The organism is Nocardia fodinahabitans (genome assembly GCF_052983615.1).
In genome coordinates, this window is record NZ_JBRJJC010000001.1 from 4774943 (window position 1) to 4794030 (window position 19088).

Sequence of the window (19088 nt, forward strand, 5' to 3'; positions counted from 1 at the left end):
CTCTTTGGCCTTCTATAGCAGGAATCGACAATATGGTGCGTTGCGCTGAAACCTTCTGTGAGCTGGGCTGCCTCGGATATTCGAGTGGTCCGCTACTCGTGCGCGCGACGGTACTTCGGGGAATGCTCGACCTCGTGATGTGGCGAGGTGGAATATGACCGAAGTAATTTTCGGATCCCGCTCGGGAATGAGCTGGTTCCCCCTGTCGACTTCCACCACGGAGAGCTCGCGTTTCACGCAGGCCACGTTGGACGGGATTCGCGGGTGGGCGCGCGAATATCTGACTCAGCCGCTGGCGGAGATCGGCCGGGACGGCCCGGTCTGCCCGTATGTCGGCCCGGCGATGCGACGCGACCTCATCTGGGTCGGCCGGGTGGCCGGCGCGCAACCATGGCCCGCGTACGTGCGGCTGGTGCTCTCGGACGCGCTGGAACTGTTCCCGAAGCTGCCGCCGGCCACCGGCGGGGCCACCGTGTTGCGCTGCCTGGTGACGGCGCTGCCCGAGCTGCCCGAATACACCCTCATCGACGACCTGCACGACCAGCTCAAATCGGAATTCGTCGAACGCGGTCTCATGCTCGGGCAGTTCTACCCCGGGTGCACCCAGCCGGGCCTGTGGAACCGGAACTACCACCCGCTCGACGCGCCGATCCCGATGCTGGTGGTGCGCACCATGATGGCCACCGATTTCCCGTTCCTGCTCGCGCGGCCGGAGTGGATGTCGGCCTACGTCAAGAAGTTCGCGCCCGGCCTGCCCGCACATGTGCGACGGGTCGTGGTGGACCGGCTCATCGCGAACGCGAGCACCGAGGTCCCCGCGTACCACGACGAGGAGCTGCACGGGGTCGGGGCGGGGAGCGCCACACGATGACCCGCGAGCTGTCCACCGCGCCGGCGACCGACCCGGCAGCGGTCGAGGAGTTTCCGCTCTCGCCCGCCCAGCTGGGCATGTGGTACGCCCAGCAGCTCGACCCGGCGGTGCCGCTCTACGAGGCGCAGTACCTCGACCTGCGCGGGCCCCTCGACGTCGACCTGCTCATCGCGGTGTCCCGGCAGGTGAGCCGGGAGTTCGAGTCCGGGCTGCTCCGGCTCGTCGACACCGCCGACGGGCCGCACCAGATCGTCGACCGGCGGATCGACCTGACGATCACCGTCCTGGACTTCACCGACGCCGCCGATCCCGAGGCCGAGGCGATCCGGTGGATGCGCGCCGATGTCGCGGCGCCGATAGATCTGCTCGGCGACCGGCTGGTCATGTCGGCCCTGATCCGGATCGCACCGCAGCGGGTGCTCTGGTACTCGCGCGCCCACCACATCGTCATCGACGGGTTCGCGTCGGCGACGGCGCTGTACCGCGTCGCCGAGCTCTACAACGCGGCCGTGGCCGGGCAGCCGCCCACGCCGAGCGTGGCGGCGGGCTTGCGCACGGTGCACGAGGCGGAGTTGCGCTACCGCGACAGCACGCGCTGCACCGCCGACGCCGCATATTGGGAGCAGCGGATCGCGGAGATGCCGCGCCGGTGCAGTCTCGTCGACGCCCCCGCGCCCGCCCATGCCCTCGGCCGTCAGCACCGCGCGGAGCTCTCGCCCGCGGCGAAGACGCGCCTGGACGCGGCGGCCGCCCGCCACGGCGTCGGTACGGCCGGGCTCGTGATGACCGCGCTCGCCGTCTATTACGCGCAGGCCACCGGCACCGAGGACGTCGTGCTGAGTCTGCCGGTGTCCGGCCGCACCACCGCCGTGCTGCGCCGCTCCGGCGGCATGCTCGCCAATGTGGTGCCGCTGCGGGTGCCGGTCCGCGCCGACAGCACCGTCGCCGAGCTGGTCGACGTCATCCGGGTCGAGGTGTCGGGTGCGCTGCGGCATCAGCGGTTCCGGCACGAGGAGATCCGGCACGGCGAGGGGGAGGCCGAGGGCGGACGCGGGTTCGTCGGACCGGTGGTGAACATCATGCTGTTCCCGGCCGAGGTCGACATCACCGATGTCGAGACGAGCCTGCACGTGCTGACCTCCGGCCCGATCGAGGACCTTTTCGTCAACTTCTATCAGTACGGCGCGAACAGTCCGGTCCACGTGGACTTCACCGCCAACCCCGATCTCTACGACGCGGACACCCTGGCCCGCCACCATCAGCGGTTCCTGGCGCTGTTCGACGCGATCCTCGACGCCGATCCGGCGACCGAGGTGCGCGCGCTCGACTACTTCCTGCCCGGCGAGCGGCCGCTGCGCGCCGGACTGCGCGGTGCGCCCGCCCCCGCGCCCCGGCTGCTCGCGGACGTCCTCGACGAGGGGATGGCGACGGCGGGTCCGGCGGCGACGGCGGTGGTCGACGGCGACCGTGCTCTGGATTACGGTGCGCTGAATCAGCTTTCGGATCGATTGGCTCGTCACCTCGTCGCGGTCGGCGCGGGTCCGGAGGTCGCCGTCCTGGTGGCCTTGCCTCGATCGGTGGAGTCGGTGGTGGCGTTCTGGGGCGTGGTGCGATCGGGCGCGGCGTATGTGCCGGTCGGCGTGCAGAACCCGGCGCCGCGCCTGGCTGGCATGGCGGCGGAATGCGGTGCGAGGCTGGGCGTCACGACCGCGGATCGGCGCGCGGAGCTGCCCGATACGGTGACCTGGATCGTTGTCGACGAACTCGGCGAAGCGGACACCGGCACCGAGCCGTTGCCCCGCGCCCGGATCGACAACCCCGCCTACATCGTGTTCACCTCGGGCTCCACCGGCACCCCCAAAGGTGTCGTGGTCACCCATGCGGGCATCGCCGGACTGGCCTGCGCCGTCCGCGACGCCTACGGCGCCGACCGCGACTCGCGTGTATTGCACTGTCTCAACCCGAGTTTCGACGCTTCCCTGCTCGAGCTGCTGGTCGCCGTCACCGCGGGCGCGACCCTGGTGATCACCGACGCGGCCGCGGGCGCCGAACTGGCTGCCGCGATCCATGATTCGGCGATCACGCAGCTGTGCTCGACGCCCGCCGTGCTGTCGTCGTTGCCGCCCGACGCGCTCGACGGTGTGCGCGCGGTGTCCACCGGTGGGGAGGCGTGCCCACCCGAGGTGGTGGCGCGGTTCAGCGCCGGCCGTGCCCTGATCAATTCCTACGGGCCTTCGGAGACGACGGTGGCGGCGACGTTCACCGCGCCGCTGACGACCGACCGGCACACGGGCATCGGGTCGCCGGTGCCGGGTGTCACGCTGTATGTCCTCGATCATCTGCTGCGCCCGGTGCCCGCCGGGACGCCGGGCGAGCTGTTCATCGCGGGTCCGGGACTGGCGCGGGGCTACGCCGGTCGTCCGGCCGCGACCGCCCAGCGGATGGTCGCCGACCCGTTCGGTGCGCCCGGCGCCCGCATGTACCGCTCCGGCGATCTGGTCCGGTGGCGTGCCGTCGACGGCACGTTCGTCCTGGACTACCTGGGCCGCAACGATTTCCAGGTGAAACTGCGCGGCATGCGGGTGGAGCCGGGCGAGATCGACGCCGTCCTGGCAACCTGCCCCGGGGTCGACTTCGCGGTGACGGTGGTGCGCACCGGAGCGTCGGGGCGCGACGTGCTCGCGTCGTATGTGGTGCCGGTGCACGGGGTGGGTGAGCTCGACGGCGCGGCGCTGCGTGAGTTCTGCCTGCATCGGCTGCCCGGACACCTGGTGCCGAGCTCGGTCACGGTGCTCACGTCGCTGCCGCTGACCGGCAACGGCAAGGTCGACCGGCAGGCGCTGCCCGAACCGGCGGCGGCGCCGTCGACACCCGCCGCGGCGGGGCCGGCGCGGGCGCTGTGCACGCTGTTCGCCGAGGTGCTCGGGGTGCCCGAGGTCGGCCCGCAGGCCTCGTTCTTCGCCCTCGGCGGTGACTCGATCCTCTCGATCCAGCTGGTGTCGCGAGGCCGGTCCGCCGATCTGGTCTTCTCGGCGCGTGATGTGTTCGAGCATCCGACCCCGGCCGAGCTGGCCACCGTCGTCGCGGTGCCGGGGGAGCGCGCGGTGCTGCGCGAATTGCCCGGTGGCGGTGTGGGTCCGGTGCGCCGGACGCCGATCGTCGACTGGCTGCTGACGCAGCCCGGCTGGCAGCGGTTCGCACAGACGATGGTGCTGGCCCTGCCCGCGGACATCGATCGCGCTCGGCTGGCGCGCACGCTGCAAGCCGTCGTCGACCAGCACGACATGCTGCGCGTGCGGGTCGACGACGGTGCGCGGCTCGAGGTCGCCTCGCCCCGGACGATCGACGTGGCCACCCTCGTCGACCACCGCGCTTGCCCGCGGCTCGAGGCCGACGACATCGCGGCGGCCACGGCGGCGGCGGTGGATCGGCTCGACCCCGCCGCGGGGCGCGTGCTCGCCGCCGTCTGGCTCGATCCGGGCGGTCCCGGTGGGCGGCTGGTCCTGGCCGTGCACCATCTGGCCGTCGACGCGGTGTCCTGGCGCATCCTGATCGCCGACCTGGTCGCCGCGTGGACCGCGGTCGAGGCGGGCGCCCCGGTGCGGTTGCCGCCGGTCGGCACCTCCGTGCGGACCTGGGCGCACGCGCTCGACACCGCGGCCGACGCCGCGGAATGGGCCGATCAGCTCGACTACTGGTGCACCGTGCTCGACACCCCCGAACCGCGCCTGGGCGAGCGTGCCCTCGACCCGGTGCGCGACGTCGGCGCGGGACTCGACCACATCGAGATCGTGATCCCGGCCGCCACCGTCACGCCCCTGCTCGAGCACCTGCCGACGGCGCTGCGCTGCGGCATGGAGGAGGCACTGCTGGCCGCCCTGGTCGCCGCGGTGCGCGAGCACCGTGGCGAGGCGGGTCCCGCGGTGCTCATGCTGGAGCGGCACGGCCGCGACGAGACCGTCGTGCCCGGGGCCGACCTGTCGCGCACCGTCGGCTGGTTCACCAGCCAGTTCCCGATCGCACTCGACCTCGGTGCCGATGCCGGGCCGCTGGCCGCGGTGGCCGCCGTCAAGGAGCAGTTGCGCGCGGTGCCGCGCGGTGGTTTCGGATTCGGGCTGCTGCGGCACCTCCGTCCGGACAGCGCGGCCCGCCTGCGTGCGGCGGGGAGCCCGCAGATCGGGTTCGACTACCTCGGTCAGATCACCGGTGCCGGTTCCGGAATCCCTTGGCTACCGGTCGATGTGGCGGATCAGCTCGGTGGGGCCGGTGGTGGCGAGCTGCCGGTGTCGACCGTGCTCGCCGTCGACGCCGCGACCCTGGATGGTCCGGAAGGGCCTGTGGTACAGGCGGTGTGGCGGTTTCCGTCCGATGTCATCGCCCGCGACGCGGTGGAGCGGATCGCCCGGCGCTGGGTGTCGACGCTGGAGTCGATCGCGCGCGCCGTCGCCGAGCCCGGCGCGGGCGGACCGACCCCGTCGGACCTTCCGCTGGTGCAGGTCACCGGCGGTGACCTCGACCGATGGCAGCGCCGCTACGACGGCATCGCCGACGTCGTGCCGCTGTCGCCGTTGCAGCGGGGTCTGCTGTTCCACACCCGGCTGGCCGCCGGGCACACCGACAAGTACATCGTGCAGTCGGAATTCGCGCTGGCCGGACCCGTGGATCTGGATCGGCTCCGGGCCGCCGCCACGACCCTCGTGCACCGGCACGCCGCGCTGCGCACCGCGTTCGTCACCACGGCGAACGCGGCGGTGCAGGTGGTGCTCGACGAGGTCGACGTGCCGTGGCAGGTGCTCGACGTCGACCCGGCCGACCGCGCGGCGCTCGCGGCGGCCGAACTCGCCCGCCCCTTCGATCCCGAACAGCCACCGCTGCTGCGCTTTCTCTGCCTGCGCTGCGGGCCCGACGACGTGCGCCTGATCGTCACCAATCACCACCTGGTCCTCGACGGCTGGTCGATGCCGCTGCTGCTGGGCGAGCTGCTCGCGCTCTACGACGGCACCGTGCCGCTGAGTGAGCCGGTGCCGTATCAGCGCTACCTGGAGTGGCTGGGCCGCCAGGACCTGGCCGCGGCGCGCACGGCGTGGTCGGACGCGCTCACCGGGCTCACCGGTCCGACTCTCGTCACGGCCGCCCGCGCCCCACGATCACCCGGTCCCGAACCGGCCGACCTGCGCCGCGACGTTCCGCTGGAACCGGGTACCGCCGCCGCGCTGACCCGGCACCGCGCCGCGGGCATCACCGCGAACACGGTGGTGCAGGCGGCTTGGGCGCTGCTGCTGGCGGAACTGACCGGCCACACCGACGTGGTCTTCGGTGCCACCGTGTCCGGCCGCCCGCCCGAGCTCCCCGGGTCCGATCGCATCGTCGGCATGCTCGTGAACACGATCCCCGTGCGGATCGGACTCATCCCCGACGAGCCGGTCGGCGCGCTGCTGGCCCGCGTCCAGCGCGAGCAGGGCGCGCTCGTCGACCGGCACATCGTGGGACTCGACGAGATCCAGTCCGCGGTCGGGCTCGGCCCGCTGTTCGACACCGGCATGGTCTTCGAGTCGTACCCGATGGACGCCGAGGCCCTGCGCGCGGCCTCGGCGCGGGCGCGTTTGCGCGTCACCGATTTCCACGGCCGCGACGGCACCCACTACCCACTGTGCCTGGCCGCCCACGACCGGGGTGACCTGTACCTCACGCTCACCTGCTCCGACGAGTACTTCGACGACACCGAGGCCACCGCGCTCGCACACCGCCTGGCCCACATTCTCGCCAGGCTCGCCGACCCGGCGACCCCGGTCTGCGCGGTACGCGGCATCGAGGGCGCCCAGGTCCTCCGCACCCGGCCACGGCCGATCCAGCTGCTGCCGGACCTGTTGGCCGCCGGAGTATCCGCGGGCGCGACCGCTGTCATCGGATCCGAGCTCTGGCCTGGCGCGGAGGGGGAGGTGGTCGAGCTCGGGTACACCGCGCTCGATGAACGGTCGAATCGGTTGGCGCGCACACTGATCGCCGCCGGCGCCGGGCCGGAGAGCACTGTGCTGGTCGCGCTGCCTCGATCACCGGAGTGGTTGGTGGCGGTCTGGGCGATCGCCAAGTCGGGTGCGGCGTTCGTGCCGGTCGACGTCGACCATCCGGCCGGCCGGATCGCCGCGGTCGCCCACGGCAGCGGTGCCCGGCTCGGCATCACCCTCGGCGCGCATCGGAATACGTTGCCGGACGAGGTGTCCTGGCTGGTGCTCGACGACGAGTCCACCGCCACCCGGCTGACTGCCCGCCCGGCCGACCCGGTGACCGACGCCGACCGCGTGCGACCACTACACGCCGGGCACCCCGCCTATCTGATCTACACCTCCGGCTCGACCGGAACTCCCAAGGGCGTCACGGTCACCCATGCCGGACTCAGCGGGCTCGTCGACGGCATCGCCGCCAGGCTGCGTCCCGGTCCGCGCGACCGCTTCCTGCTGTGCATGAACTCAGCTTTCGATGCCTCGATCCTGGTGTGGCTGACCTGCTGTCACGCCGGCGCCACGCTCGTCGTCGCCGCGCCGGAGGCCACCGCGGGCGACGCCCTCGCCCGGGTGATCACCGACCACCGGGTGACCCACCTGGTCGCGACGCCCGCCGTCCTCACCACGCTGCCAACCACGGCCGTCGCCGGGGTCCGCACGATCGTGACCGGCGGCGAGGCCTGCCCGCCCGAACTGGTCGCGCGCCTGGGCACGGGCCGGACGATGCTGAACTCCTACGGCCCCGCCGAGTCGACGGTCGCGGTGACCCTGAGCGCGCCGCTGACCCCGGACGACGCGGCCGACCTCGGCACCCCGCTCCCCGGTTGCGGCCTGGCGGTGCTCGACAGCTGGCTGCGGCCGGTGCCACAGGGCGCGGTCGGCGAGCTGTACCTGATCGGCCCCGGTCTGGCCCGCGGCTATGCCCGCGCCGCCGCGCGCACCGCGGAGCGCTTCGTCGCCAACCCGTTCGGTGCCCCCGGCGAGCGGATGTACCGCACCGGCGACCTGGTCCGCCGGACCTCGGCCACCCGGCTGAACTATGTGGGCCGCAACGACTCCCAGGTGAAGTTGCACGGAATCCGGGTGGAGCCGGGCGAAGTGGACGCCGCGCTGCTCGCCGCGCCCGGCGTCGCGCTCGCCGTGACCGTCCCGCGTCCCGGGCCGACCGGTGACCAGACGCTGGCGTCGTATGTCGCGTTGGTCGCCGGGGCCGAGCTGACCCCGACGGGGCTGCGCGAGATCCTGGTGCGGCGGCTGCCCCGGCACCTGGTGCCCGCGACGGTCACCGTCCTGGACGCGCTCCCCGTCACCGGCAACGGCAAGGTCGACCTGCGCGCGCTCCCCGAACCCCAGCACACCCTCGCGCCGTACGTCGCGCCGGTCGGTGCCGAGCGACTGGTCGCGCAGGTCTACGCCGCGGTCCTCGATCACCCGTCGGTCGGCGCCGACGACGACTTCTTCGCTCTCGGTGGCGACTCGCTGTCCGCGGCGCGGGCAGCCGCCCGTCTCGGCGCGGAACTGGGCGTCCAGGTGCCGCTGCGGCTGCTCTTCGAGGCCCCGACCGTGCACGGGCTCGCGGCCCGGCTCGGCAGTGACGCCGTGCTGCCCGCCGGAGTGCTCGGCGGGCCGAGCGCGGGGCCGCGCCCCGACCGGATCCCGCTCGCGCCCGCGCAGCGGCGGATGTGGTTCGTCAACCAGTACGACCCGGCCTCCGGTGCCTACAACATCCCGGTGGTCCTGCGGCTGACCGGACGACTCGATCTCCCGGCGCTGCGTGCGGCGCTGCTCGACGTGGTGGAACGGCACGAGTCGCTGCGCACCGTGTATCCCGGCCACGACGGCGTCGGCTACCAGGTGGTCGTGACGCCGGACGAACTCGCCGACCGGGTCGAGGTCACCGATATCGACACCGTCCGCCTACCCGCCGCCGTACTCGACTGCGTCACCGAGGGTTTCGATGTCGCCGCCGCGGTCCCCGTACGGCTGCGGTTGTTCCGGGTAGGACCGCGGGAGCACGTGCTGGCCGTGGTGGTGCACCACATCAGCGCGGACGGCTACTCGATGGGACCCCTCGCGCGCGATGTGATGATCGCCTACACCGCGCGCGCCGCCGGGACCTCGCCCGCATGGCAGGCGCCCGCGGTGCAGTTCGCGGATTACACACTGTGGCAACGAGATCGGCTCGGCAGTGTCGACGATCCCGAGGCGCTCTCGGCCCGGCAGCTGGCGTACTGGACCGAGGCCCTGGCGGGACTCCCGGACCGGCTGGAATTGCCCGCCGATCGGCCCCGGCCGCCGGTCGCGTCCCTGCGCGCGGGCACCGTCGCCCGCGCCGTGGATCCGGAGTTACACGCGAGCCTGGAAAAGCTTGCCGCGCAACGCAAGTGCTCGCTGTTCATGGTCCTGCACAGTGCGCTCGCCGTGCTGTTCGCCCGCCTCGGGGACTCCACCGATATCGCGGTCGGCACGCCCGTCGCGGGGCGCGGGGTGGCCGAACTCGACGATGTGGTCGGTATGTTCGTCAATACCGTGGTGCTGCGCACCGACCTGCCCGCCGCGCTGCCGTTCACCGAGCTGCTCGACCGGGTGCGCCGCACCGACCTCGATGCCTTCGCGCACGCCGATGTCCCCTTCGAGAACCTCGTCGACCTGCTCGAACCCACTCGCTCGGCGGCCCGCCATCCGCTGATCCAGGCCATGCTGATCTTCCAGAACCTGGGCCGCGCCGAGTTCACGCTGCCCGGCCTGAGCGTCGAGGCGCTCGACCTGGACCAGCAGAGCCTGCGCTTCGATCTCAGCGTCACCGTCGGCGACGACGGCGCCGACGGGCTGGCCGTGCGCCTCGGCTACGCCACCGACCTCTTCGACGCCTCGACCGCCGCTCGTTTCGCCGACCGCTGGCTCCGCATCCTGCGCGCCGTCGTCGCGCATCCCGAAGTGCCGGTGGGTGATATCGGCCTGCTCGACGCCCGCGAGCGCACGATCCTGCCCGGCGCCGCACTGCCCGCCGTCGTCGCCCCCGCTGTCTTCCCCGACCTGCTCGCCGCCGCCGTCACCAGAAACCCGGACGGTGTCGCGATCATCGACGGCCCGACCCACCTCACCTACCGCGACCTGGACGACCGCTCGAACCGCGTGGCCCGCACCCTGATCCGCTCCGGTGCGGGCCCGGAGAACCCGGTGGTCATCGCCGTCCCCCGCAGCGCGGCCTCGGTCGTCGCCGTCTGGGCCGTGGCCAAAACCGGCGCGCCCTTCGTCCCGGTCGACCCCGCCTATCCCGCCGACCGCATCGCCCAGATCATCACCGACTCCGGTGCCCACCTGGGCATCACCACTTCGACCAGCCAGTGGATCGATATTGCCGGCGACGGGCGCTCCGCGATCCCCGGTGTGCGGTGGCTGGTTCTCGATGACCAGGCCGCACGTGACCACACCGTGTCGGCCGCACCGATCGACCCCGCCGAACGCCTGGCACCCCCGCGACCTGCGCACGCGGCCTACATCATCTTCACCTCCGGATCGACCGGCAGGCCGAAGGGCGTCGTGGTCACCCATGCCGGGCTGGCGAATCTGGTTGCCGCGCAGCGGGAGCGGATGAGTATCACCAGCAACTCGCGCGTACTGCACGTGGCCTCACCCGGTTTCGACGCCGCGGTGCTGGAGCTGCTGCTGGCCGCGGGGGCGGGTGCCGCGCTGGTGGTCGCCGGGCCGGCCGCGTACGGCGGGGCCGAGCTCGGTGAGCTGCTCGCCAGGGAGCGCGTCACCCATATCGCGCTCACCCCCTCGGCGCTGAGCTCGGTGGACACCGCCGACCACGCGCACCTGCGGGCGATCGTCACCGGTGGCGAACCCTGTCCGCCGGAGCTGGTGCGGCGGTGGGCGGCGCCGGGGCGGGTGCACTTCAACGACTACGGGCCGACCGAGGCCACCATCTGGGCGACCGGTGCGGGCCCGCTGCTGCCCGGCGGCGAGATCACCATCGGCACAGCCATTCCCGGCCTGGCCACGCTGGTCCTCGACGAGCGCCTGCACCCGGTGCCCGACGGCGTCACCGGTGAGCTGTACCTGGCCGGACCGGCGCTCGCCCGCGGCTACCAGGGTCGCGCCGATCTCACCGCCGCCCGTTTCGTCGCCGACCCGTTCGGCAGGCCGGGCGAACGGATGTATCGCACCGGCGATCTCGTGTGCCGCCGCGCGGGCGCGCTGGACTATCGCGGTCGCGGTGACCTGCAGGTGAAACTGCGCGGCCTGCGCATCGAACTCGGCGAGATCGAATCGGCGCTCACCGCGGACCCGGCGGTGCACCAGGCCGCCGTCACCGTGCACACCGACCCCGCGGTGGGCGAACTGCTGGTGGCCTACCCGGTACCGGAACAGCCGGGACAGCTCGATGTCGGCGTGGTGAAAGCGGCGCTGGCGCTGCGCCTTCCGTCGTACATGGTGCCGTCGGCCTTCGTCGTCCTCGACGCGTTGCCGCGCACCGCCAACGGCAAACTCGACCGGCGCGCGCTGCCCGCTCCCGACCTCGGATCCGGCCGGTTCCGGGCCCCGGTCACCGCGGCCGAGCGGGCGGTGGCCGACACCTTCGCCGACCTGCTCGGCGTGCCGAAGGTCGGCCTGGACGACGATTTCTTCGCCCTCGGCGGCAACTCGCTGATCGCGACCAGGATCGCGGCCCGGCTCGGCGCGGCCCTCGATACCCGCGTTCCGGTGCGCACCGTCTTCGACGCGCCGACCGTCGCCGAGCTGGCCGCCGCCATCCGCGCCGACGCGCTTCCGCCGGGCCCGCGTCCGGGCCCGAGGCCGCGCCCCGACCGGATTCCGCTCTCGGCCGCGCAGCGGCGGATGTGGTTCCTCAACCGCTACGATCCCGACTCGCCCGCCCAGAACGTGCCGATCGCCGTCGAGGTGGATGGCGAGATCGACCCGGTGGTGCTGCGCGCTGCGGTCGCCGACGTCCTGGCCCGCCACGAATCGCTGCGCACCGTGTACCCGGTCGACGCCGCCGGTGACCCGTACCAGGATGTGCGCTCCGAGGCCCAAGTGCCGGTGCGTGTGTCGACGATCGAGCCGGACGGTATCCGGGCGGCGGTGGCGGGTGAGATCGCGCAGGGCTTCGACCTCACCACCGAAGTGCCGGTGCGGGTGGGCCTGTTCCGGATCGCCGCGCACCGGTCGGTCCTGGCGGTCACCATGCACCACATCGCCTCCGACGGCTGGTCGCTGGCACCGCTGATTCGCGACGTAGCGATTGCCTACGCGGCGCGTCGCGCAGGCACCGCCCCCGCGTGGGCGCCGCTGCCGCTGCACTACCCGGACTACGCGCTGTGGCAGCACGAATTGCTCGGCGACGCGGACGATTCCGGCAGCGTGGCGCACCAGCAGCTGGCGTACTGGCGCGACCGCCTCGCCGGACTGCCCGAGGTCTCGGCGCTGCCCAGCGACCATCCACGACCGGCGGTGCTCACCCATCGGGCGGGACTGGTCGAATTCGAGATCGACGCCGCGATCCAGACCCGGCTGCGCGCGCTGGCGCGCTGGCACGGCGTCAGCGTGTTCATGGTGGCGCACGCGGCGCTGGCGGCCCTGCTGGCGCGGCTGGCCGGGACCGAGGAGGTGGCGATCGGTTCGGTCATCGCGGGCCGTGGCGCGGGTGAACTCGACGATCTCATCGGCATGTTCGTCAACACCCTGGTCCTGCGCAGCCGGGTGCGCTCCGAGGACACCTTCGACACGCTGCTCGCCGCGACCAAGAACGGCGACCTTGACGCCTTCAGCAATGCCGACGTCCCCTTCGAACAGCTCGTGGAGGTGCTGGCCCCGACCAGGTCGACCGCGCACCACCCGCTGTTCCAGGTGCTGCTGGTTTTCCAGAACTTCGACCGGGAGACCTTCGACCTGCCCGATCTGCACGTCCGGCCGATCGAGATGCCGCCGGTCGGCGCGAAGTTCGACCTCGAGTGGATGCTGGCCGAGGAGTTCGGCCCCGACGGCGCGCCCGCGGGTATGTCGGGCACCCTGACCTTCGCCCGCGACCTGTTCGAGGAGTCGACCGCGCAGACTCTGGCGCACCGGTTCGTCGACGTGCTCGGCGCCGTCACCGCGGACCCCGCCCTGCTGATCGGCGCGCTCGACGTCACCGCGCCGCCCGGAACCGTCGTGCACGCGCTCGCGCCCGCGCCCGCGCACCGCGCCGACCTGCCGTACCGGCCGCCGGTGACGCCGACCGAGCACGCCGTCGTCACCGCGTTCGAGACCGTGCTCGATGTCGACCGAGTCGGCTTGGACGACAACTTCTTCGAGCTGGGCGGCACCTCCATGGTCGCCATCCGGTTGGTCGCGCAGGTGCGCGAGCTGCTCGGCTTCCCGATGCCGGTGCAGTGGATGTTCGGCGACCCGTCGCCGGGCGCGCTCGCCGAGCGGATCGCCGCGTCCGGGGATGCCCCCGTCGATCCGGCTCTGCGGACGCTGCTGCCGCTGCGCTCCGGCGGCGACGGTCCGGCGCTGTTCTGCGTGCATCCGGCGATCGGCGTCGCCTGGTGCTACGCGGGTCTGTCCGGTCATCTCGACCCCGGCTACCCGGTCTACGGCCTGCAATCACCGGGGATCGCGGCCGAGCAGCCCGACCGGCCGCTGCGCGAGCGGGTCGCGCACTATGCCGACGAGATCCAGGCGACCCAGCCCGACGGACCGTACCGGCTGCTCGGCTACTCCGCGGGCGGTCCGATCGCGCACGCGGTCGCGGTCGAACTCCAGCGCCGTGGCGCCCAGGTCGACGCGCTGACCATCCTGGACGGCCGGGCCGACGTCGACCCGGCCAGCGCCGAGGAGATGCCGCCGATGGAGGCGCTGCTCGCCGAGTTCGGTGGGCTCGATCCGGCCCGGCTCGGTGGCGACGATCAGGCCGCCCAACTGCTTCGCGCCGGCGCAGGCCCCGGCAACCAGGCCGAAGGGCTCCTCGACACCATCAGCGCGGCCGACCTGCGCCGGCTCTACGCCGACTACCAGCAGATCGTCCGCGAAGCCGCCGACTACGCGCCGGGCGTGTTCGACGGCGACCTGCTGTTCTTCAGCAGCACCAGCGCCCGGCCCGGCTACCAGCCCAATGCCGACACCTGGCGTCCCTACGTCAGCGGCGAGATCATCGACAACCAGACGGGCCACGAGCACAACCGCCTCACCGCCCCCGAGTCGCTCGCCGTGATCGGCCCGATCCTGGCCGGCTACCTGCGCCGCTAGGCGACCAGGTCCGCGTATTCGCGGTGCTCGGCGATGTACTTCTCCACATACCAGCAGGTGGGGATGACCTGGTAGCCGTTGGCGCGGGAATCGTCGAGGCCGAACTTCACCACGTCGGCGGCCACGCCGCGGCCCCGGTACTCCGGGAAGGTCATGGTGTGGTGGAAGTCGCGGACCTTGGGGTCGTCCCGTTCGGCATAGTCGGCGTATCCCGCGAGGACGTCGTCGTGGTAGATCTCGTAGCGGGTATCGGCGACGTTGTGCTCGAGCCTGGTGGTCATACCGGATGCTAACCCGGGGTCGGGACGGGTTGTTCCGCTAGAGCACCGCGCCGGGGTTGAGAATGCCCGCCGGGTCGAGTGCGTCCTTGATCCGCCGCGTCAGCGCCATCACGTCGGGACCGACCTGATTCGGCAGCCACGCTTTCTTCAACCGGCCGACCCCGTGCTCGCCGGTGATGGTGCCGCCCAGCGCGATGGCGAGGTCCATGATCTCGCCGAAGGCGCGGTGCGCGCGGGCGGTGTTGTCGGGGTCGGTGGGGTCGTGCACGATCAGCGGGTGGGTGTTGCCGTCGCCGGCGTGCGCGATGACCGACACCAGCACGTCGTTGCGTTCCCCGATGGCGGCGACCCCGGTGATCAACTCGCCCAGCCGGGGCAGCGGGACGCCGACGTCCTCGAGCAGCAGCGGCCCGATCCGCTCCACGGCCGGGATCGCGAATCGCCGTGCGGCGGTGAAGGCTTCGCCTTCCTCGGGGTCGCTGGTATCGAAAACCTCTGTCGCTCCGGCCTTCTCGCACAGCGACACCATCAACTGCGCTTCGTGCGCGGCGAACTCGCCCGGCGCGTCGGACCGGGCGACCAGCAGGGCGGCGGCGGTGCGGTCCAGCCCCATCCGCATCTCGTCCTCGACGGCGTTGATCGCGACGGTGTCCATGAACTCGAGCATCGCCGGGCGCAGGGTCGAGGTGATGGCCAGGATCGCGTCGGTGGCGGCGGTGAGCGAGCCGAAACTCGCCACGACGGTCGCCTGCGGCGGCTGGGCGGGCAGCAGGCGCAGGGTGAGCTCGGTGATCACGCCGAGTGTGCCCTCGCTGCCGACGAACAGCTTGGTCAGCGACAGCCCGGCCGAGTCCTTCAATCGCGGCCCGCCGAGGCGCACCGCCGTGCCGTCGGCCAGCACCACCTCCATGCCGAGCACGTAGTCGGTGGTGACGCCGTACTTCACACAGCACAGCCCGCCCGCGTTGGTCGCCGCGTTGCCGCCGATCGAGCACATCTCGAACGAGGACGGGTCGGGCGGGTACCAGAGGCCCTCCGCCGCGACGGCCCGCTTCACCTCGGCATTGAGCAGACCGGGCCCGACGACGGCGGTCCGGGTGACCGCGTCGACGCTGATCTCGCGCATCAGCTCGGTGCTGAGCACGATCCCGCCGTCCACCGCGGTCGCCCCACCGGACAGCCCCGACCCGGCTCCGCGCGGCACCACCGGCACCCGCCCCGTGTGCGCCCATCGCAGCGTGGCCGCCACATCGGCGGTGTCGCGTGCCCGCACCACCGCCACCGGCGTGCCCGCGTCCGGATCGCGCGCCCAGTCCTGCCGATACCCCGCCAGCAGATCGGGATCGATGACCACAGCCCCCTCGGACACCGCGGAAATCAACGCATCGAGGTCAACCCTGCTCTCGTCCACCCACTCAAACTAACCCGCGGCGACCACCCCGCGTCGGCACTCGGGCCGGACTCGTGAACAGCGGGAAGCCGCCACCGGAGCGAGGTGGTCACATGACCGAGGTGATGTGCGGCCGACCAAGTGAATTCGCGCATGATTGTGATCCGGCGCGCCCGGTTGGTGTATACGGCGTCCAACCCGTCACAATGCCCGTAGCGGGTGTGTCCGACGGCGATTCGCCGCCGCGCACCCGGCGTGTTTCGCATTCCGCTCTACGGTGCGCCCGCTCGCGCATCGCACACACGACGCGCCGCGTCGCACCGTAACTCGCCGGGAGGGGCCGGAAGATGAAGGAACCGCAGGACCGCAACGAGTTGGTCGGCGCCCTGCTCGCCGCCGAGTTCGCCGATGCCGGGATCGATCCCGATGCCATGCGCCGGGTGCACGACGGTGCGCACGAGGAGTGGCTGTCCGCGCTGGAGGCGACCGGCATGTTCGGCGTCCGCGCGCTGGCCGAGATCGCCGGTGAATGGACCGCCGACCCGCGCCTGCTGCGCGACGCGCTGCTCGCCGAGGCCGACGCGTTCACCCGCCGCCGCTGCCTGGCCACCTGGACCGCCCTGGGCCGCCCGGCGGTCGAGCCCGCTGCGCGCGCGGTGGCCGTCGCCGTCCCGCACTGAGGCGGCGCACGCCCCCGTTTGCCGATTGCTCATCTCGACGTCATCTCGCGCTGGCAGGCTGACGGCGTGGAGCAGCACGCGGGTGTCACCGACTCGATGGCCGACCGGTTCACCCGCTGGTGCGAAGCCGTCGTCGCCCGCCTGCCGTTCGGGCTGGACCGGATCGTCCCCGCGACGCTGCTCGGCTTCGGCCTGATCAACAGCTTCACCTTCGGTGTCGACCTGCTGCTGCTCACGCTGCTGCACACCGGGTTCGGGCTGCCGGTGCCGGTGTCGATCACGCTGGCCTATATCGCCGCGTTCGGCCTGGCCTTCCTGCTCAACCGCACCTTCAACTTCCACTCGCACGCGCCGATGGGCAGGCAGGCCGTGGTGTACGTGGTCGTGGTGCTGGTGAACTATCTGGCCTTCATTCTCGGTGTCGGCTCCGGGCTGGTGGCGCTCGGCGTGGAGTACCACGTCGCGCGGCTGGCCGCCGGGGCCTGCGAGGCCGTGTACATGTACTCCGCGATGCGCTGGATCGTGTTCCGGCGCGAGCGCTCAGCGGATCCGGTCGCCGTCGATCGGTGAACGGCCGCGCAGCACCTCGGTGCGATCGCCGTCGACCAGGACGACGTCGTCGTCGGTGAGGGCCCAGTGCGGGGTGCCGTCGGCGCGGTAGCGGGCCAGCAGCTTCGCGGACTCGCCGTCCGGGTCGGTGGGGGAGTCGAGGTGGACGACGAGCGGGCGATCCACCACACCCAGTCCGTCCCACCGTGATTCGACACCGGTAGCCGGACGCACTTCGGCCGGGTCGTCCATCGTCTCGAGACCGTGCAGATCGGGGGCGAGCAGACAGGCGCCCGCGCTGTAGCCCGCGTAGACCAGCGCGTTCTCGGCGAGCAGGGCGGGTAGGACGGAATCGGCTCCACTGCGGGCGAATTGGGCCCGCAGCACGAAGGTGTTCCCGCCGCGCACCCACACCATGGCGAACGCGCGCAGCCGCCGCTCCAGCTCGCCCGGCTTGCCGACGTAGTCGCGCAGGTCGAGGACCTCCGGCGAATACCCGTGCTGCCGCAGCGGTGTCAGGTCACTGGCCACCGCCGACGACCACGCGGCGGGCCACGCGTCACAGGCGTTGGGAATCACCGCGACCCGGCCGCCCGGCGCGCCGACGAGCCCGGCGAGCCGGTCGGCGAAGGCGCCGAACCGGTAGGACGCCAGGAACAGCCGCATCAGATGGTGAAGGCCAGGTTCTGCACGAGGCGCTCGCCGAGGGCCTGGTCGCCGGTGACGGTGACCTCGTCGCGGTGCGCGTCGGCGGTGGTCCGCCCACCCCGCAACCGCGCGAAGAGCCCGGAGTCCATGCTGATCACGGCGTTCGGCTCGGCGTCGGCGGCGTCGAGCACCGCGCCGCGGCCGTCGACCACCGCGAGGTGGATCTGCCGGGTGACCGGCCCGGTCAGGTCGACGGTCAGGCGCGCGCCGTCGGGAGCCTTGGCGCCCTTCACCACCGCGCGGCCCAGCCCGATGGTGAGTTCGGTGAAGGCGGTCTCGGCGCGCGCGCCGCCCTCGGACACGGTGCGGCCGATGCCGTCGGCGAGGTCGAGTTCGTGCATCCAGCAGTCGAACAGGCGCACCCGCATGAACCGCCCGTAGGGCACCTGGCCGACCGGCGACACCGTCGGCGTCTGCCAGGCCTGCTCGTCCATCGCGACCAGCGCCGCCCGCCGCCGATCGGTGACCTCGTCGAACAGTGCGAGCAGGCGCTTACCGGAGAGCGGGCGCAGTCGGTCGACCCAGATCTCGTTGAGCACGGCGACCTCGTTGCGCACGTGCGGCAGGGTCCGCACGTCGGTCTTGGGACGCAGTGGGTCGTGCGGCGGCGGGGTCTCGCCGAGCAGCCACGACTCGGTGCCGATCACATGCGCGACCACGTCGAACAGCGTCCAGCCGGGCAGCAGGGACGGCTTGCGCCACGCTTTCTCGTCGAGGTCGGCCACCAGGATCCCGATGGCCTCCCACTGCTGGGCGAGCAGGTCGGTCAACTGCTCGCGATCGGGCGTGCCGTCGGTCATCCCTGTGCTCCTTCAGCGTCGAGGGCGGTGAGGCCGGCGCGGATCGCGGCCGCGGTCGAGTTCGGTTCGTGGGGACGGCGCAGCAGGAAGCCCTTGGCGAAGCTGAGCTTGTCACCGTGTCTGCGCGGCACCACGTGCAGGTGCACGTGGCCGACGGTCTGGAAGGCCGCGATGCCGTCGTTGAGGATGAGATTGGCGCCGTCGCTGCTCAGGCCGCTGCGGCGCAGGGCGCGCGCGAGCCGGTGCCCGGTACGGAAGAGCGTCGCGCCGAGGTCGGGATGGAGATCGTCGAGCTCGGTGGCGTGCCGCTTGGGAACGACCAGGGTGTGCCCGCGAGTGATCGGCCTGATGTCGAGGAACGCGCACACCGCGTCGTCCTCGTAGACCTTGGTCGCCGGTGCGGCACCCGCCACGATCCGACAGAAGACGCAGTCGTTCACAGCGACGACCCTACGGTGTGGCGCGGGTCGCGCAACAGTCCGAACCACGCACCGACATGACGCGCGTCACGTATGCCGAGTAACCGGTCGTCTGACCAGTATTCGGACGTGGAAGTAAGTAGCCCACT

The 19088-nt window shown here is 72.2% G+C and carries 9 protein-coding genes; 4 read left to right on the forward strand and 5 right to left on the reverse strand.

What is annotated here, in order from left to right:
- The first annotated feature begins 154 nt into the window (after positions 1–154).
- Positions 155–871 (forward strand): DUF6875 domain-containing protein, encoded by a 717-nt coding sequence (locus NV348_RS22140; protein ID WP_447148606.1) that lies wholly within the window; start codon positions 155–157, stop codon positions 869–871.
- Complete coding sequence (locus NV348_RS22145) at positions 868–14112, forward strand: non-ribosomal peptide synthetase (RefSeq protein ID WP_447148607.1); 13245 nt, start codon at positions 868–870, stop codon at positions 14110–14112. The genes NV348_RS22140 and NV348_RS22145 overlap by 4 nt, the downstream gene beginning before the upstream one ends.
- Here NV348_RS22145 and NV348_RS22150 read toward each other — a convergent pair.
- Both NV348_RS22150 and NV348_RS22155 read right to left on the reverse strand, forming a co-directional pair.
- Complete coding sequence (locus NV348_RS22150) at positions 14109–14393, reverse strand: GNAT family N-acetyltransferase (protein WP_447148608.1); 285 nt, start codon at positions 14391–14393, stop codon at positions 14109–14111. The two genes, NV348_RS22145 and NV348_RS22150, sit on opposite strands and share 4 nt — an antisense overlap.
- A gap of 37 nt (positions 14394–14430) precedes the next feature.
- Positions 14431–15762 (reverse strand): FAD-binding oxidoreductase, encoded by a 1332-nt coding sequence (locus NV348_RS22155; RefSeq protein ID WP_447148609.1) that lies wholly within the window; start codon positions 15760–15762, stop codon positions 14431–14433.
- A gap of 368 nt (positions 15763–16130) precedes the next feature.
- On the opposite strand from NV348_RS22155, the gene NV348_RS22160 reads away from it, so the two are divergent.
- Both NV348_RS22160 and NV348_RS22165 read left to right on the forward strand, forming a co-directional pair.
- Positions 16131–16463: a hypothetical protein gene (locus tag NV348_RS22160; protein ID WP_447148610.1), complete on the forward strand. Its 333-nt coding sequence runs from the start codon at positions 16131–16133 to the stop codon at positions 16461–16463.
- A 96-nt stretch (positions 16464–16559) separates the two neighbouring features.
- Positions 16560–17033 carry a GtrA family protein gene (locus tag NV348_RS22165; protein WP_447151118.1) on the forward strand — a complete coding sequence of 158 codons (474 nt, stop codon included), beginning with the start codon at positions 16560–16562 and terminating at the stop codon, positions 17031–17033.
- On the opposite strand, the gene NV348_RS22170 is transcribed toward NV348_RS22165, so the two are convergent.
- From NV348_RS22170 to NV348_RS22180, 3 genes are read right to left on the reverse strand one after another with little or no spacing between them, the layout of a single operon-like run.
- A complete protein-coding gene (locus tag NV348_RS22170) occupies positions 17004–17678 on the reverse strand; it encodes a Type 1 glutamine amidotransferase-like domain-containing protein (RefSeq protein ID WP_447148611.1) in 675 nt (224 codons plus the stop codon). The two genes, NV348_RS22165 and NV348_RS22170, sit on opposite strands and share 30 nt — an antisense overlap.
- A complete protein-coding gene (locus tag NV348_RS22175; RefSeq protein WP_447148612.1) occupies positions 17678–18520 on the reverse strand; it encodes a maleylpyruvate isomerase family mycothiol-dependent enzyme in 843 nt (280 codons plus the stop codon). Before NV348_RS22175 ends, NV348_RS22170 begins: the two co-directional genes overlap by 1 nt.
- Positions 18517–18960: an HIT family protein gene (locus NV348_RS22180; RefSeq protein WP_447148613.1), complete on the reverse strand. Its 444-nt coding sequence runs from the start codon at positions 18958–18960 to the stop codon at positions 18517–18519. The genes NV348_RS22175 and NV348_RS22180 overlap by 4 nt, the downstream gene beginning before the upstream one ends.
- Between the last annotated feature and the right edge of the window lie 128 nt (positions 18961–19088).

What these genes read in the sequence shown, in the direction of transcription:
- NV348_RS22140 (WP_447148606.1), top strand. Translation starts at nt 155, where the DNA reads ATGACCGAAGTAATTTTCGGATCCCGCTCGGGAATGAGCTGGTTCCCC.
- NV348_RS22170 (WP_447148611.1), bottom strand. Translation starts at nt 17,678, where the DNA reads ATGCGGCTGTTCCTGGCGTCCTACCGGTTCGGCGCCTTCGCCGACCGG.
- NV348_RS22175 (WP_447148612.1), bottom strand. Translation starts at nt 18,520, where the DNA reads ATGACCGACGGCACGCCCGATCGCGAGCAGTTGACCGACCTGCTCGCC.
- NV348_RS22150 (WP_447148608.1), bottom strand. Translation starts at nt 14,393, where the DNA reads ATGACCACCAGGCTCGAGCACAACGTCGCCGATACCCGCTACGAGATC.
- NV348_RS22145 (WP_447148607.1), top strand. Translation starts at nt 868, where the DNA reads ATGACCCGCGAGCTGTCCACCGCGCCGGCGACCGACCCGGCAGCGGTC.
- NV348_RS22160 (WP_447148610.1), top strand. Translation starts at nt 16,131, where the DNA reads ATGAAGGAACCGCAGGACCGCAACGAGTTGGTCGGCGCCCTGCTCGCC.
- NV348_RS22165 (WP_447151118.1), top strand. Translation starts at nt 16,560, where the DNA reads ATGGCCGACCGGTTCACCCGCTGGTGCGAAGCCGTCGTCGCCCGCCTG.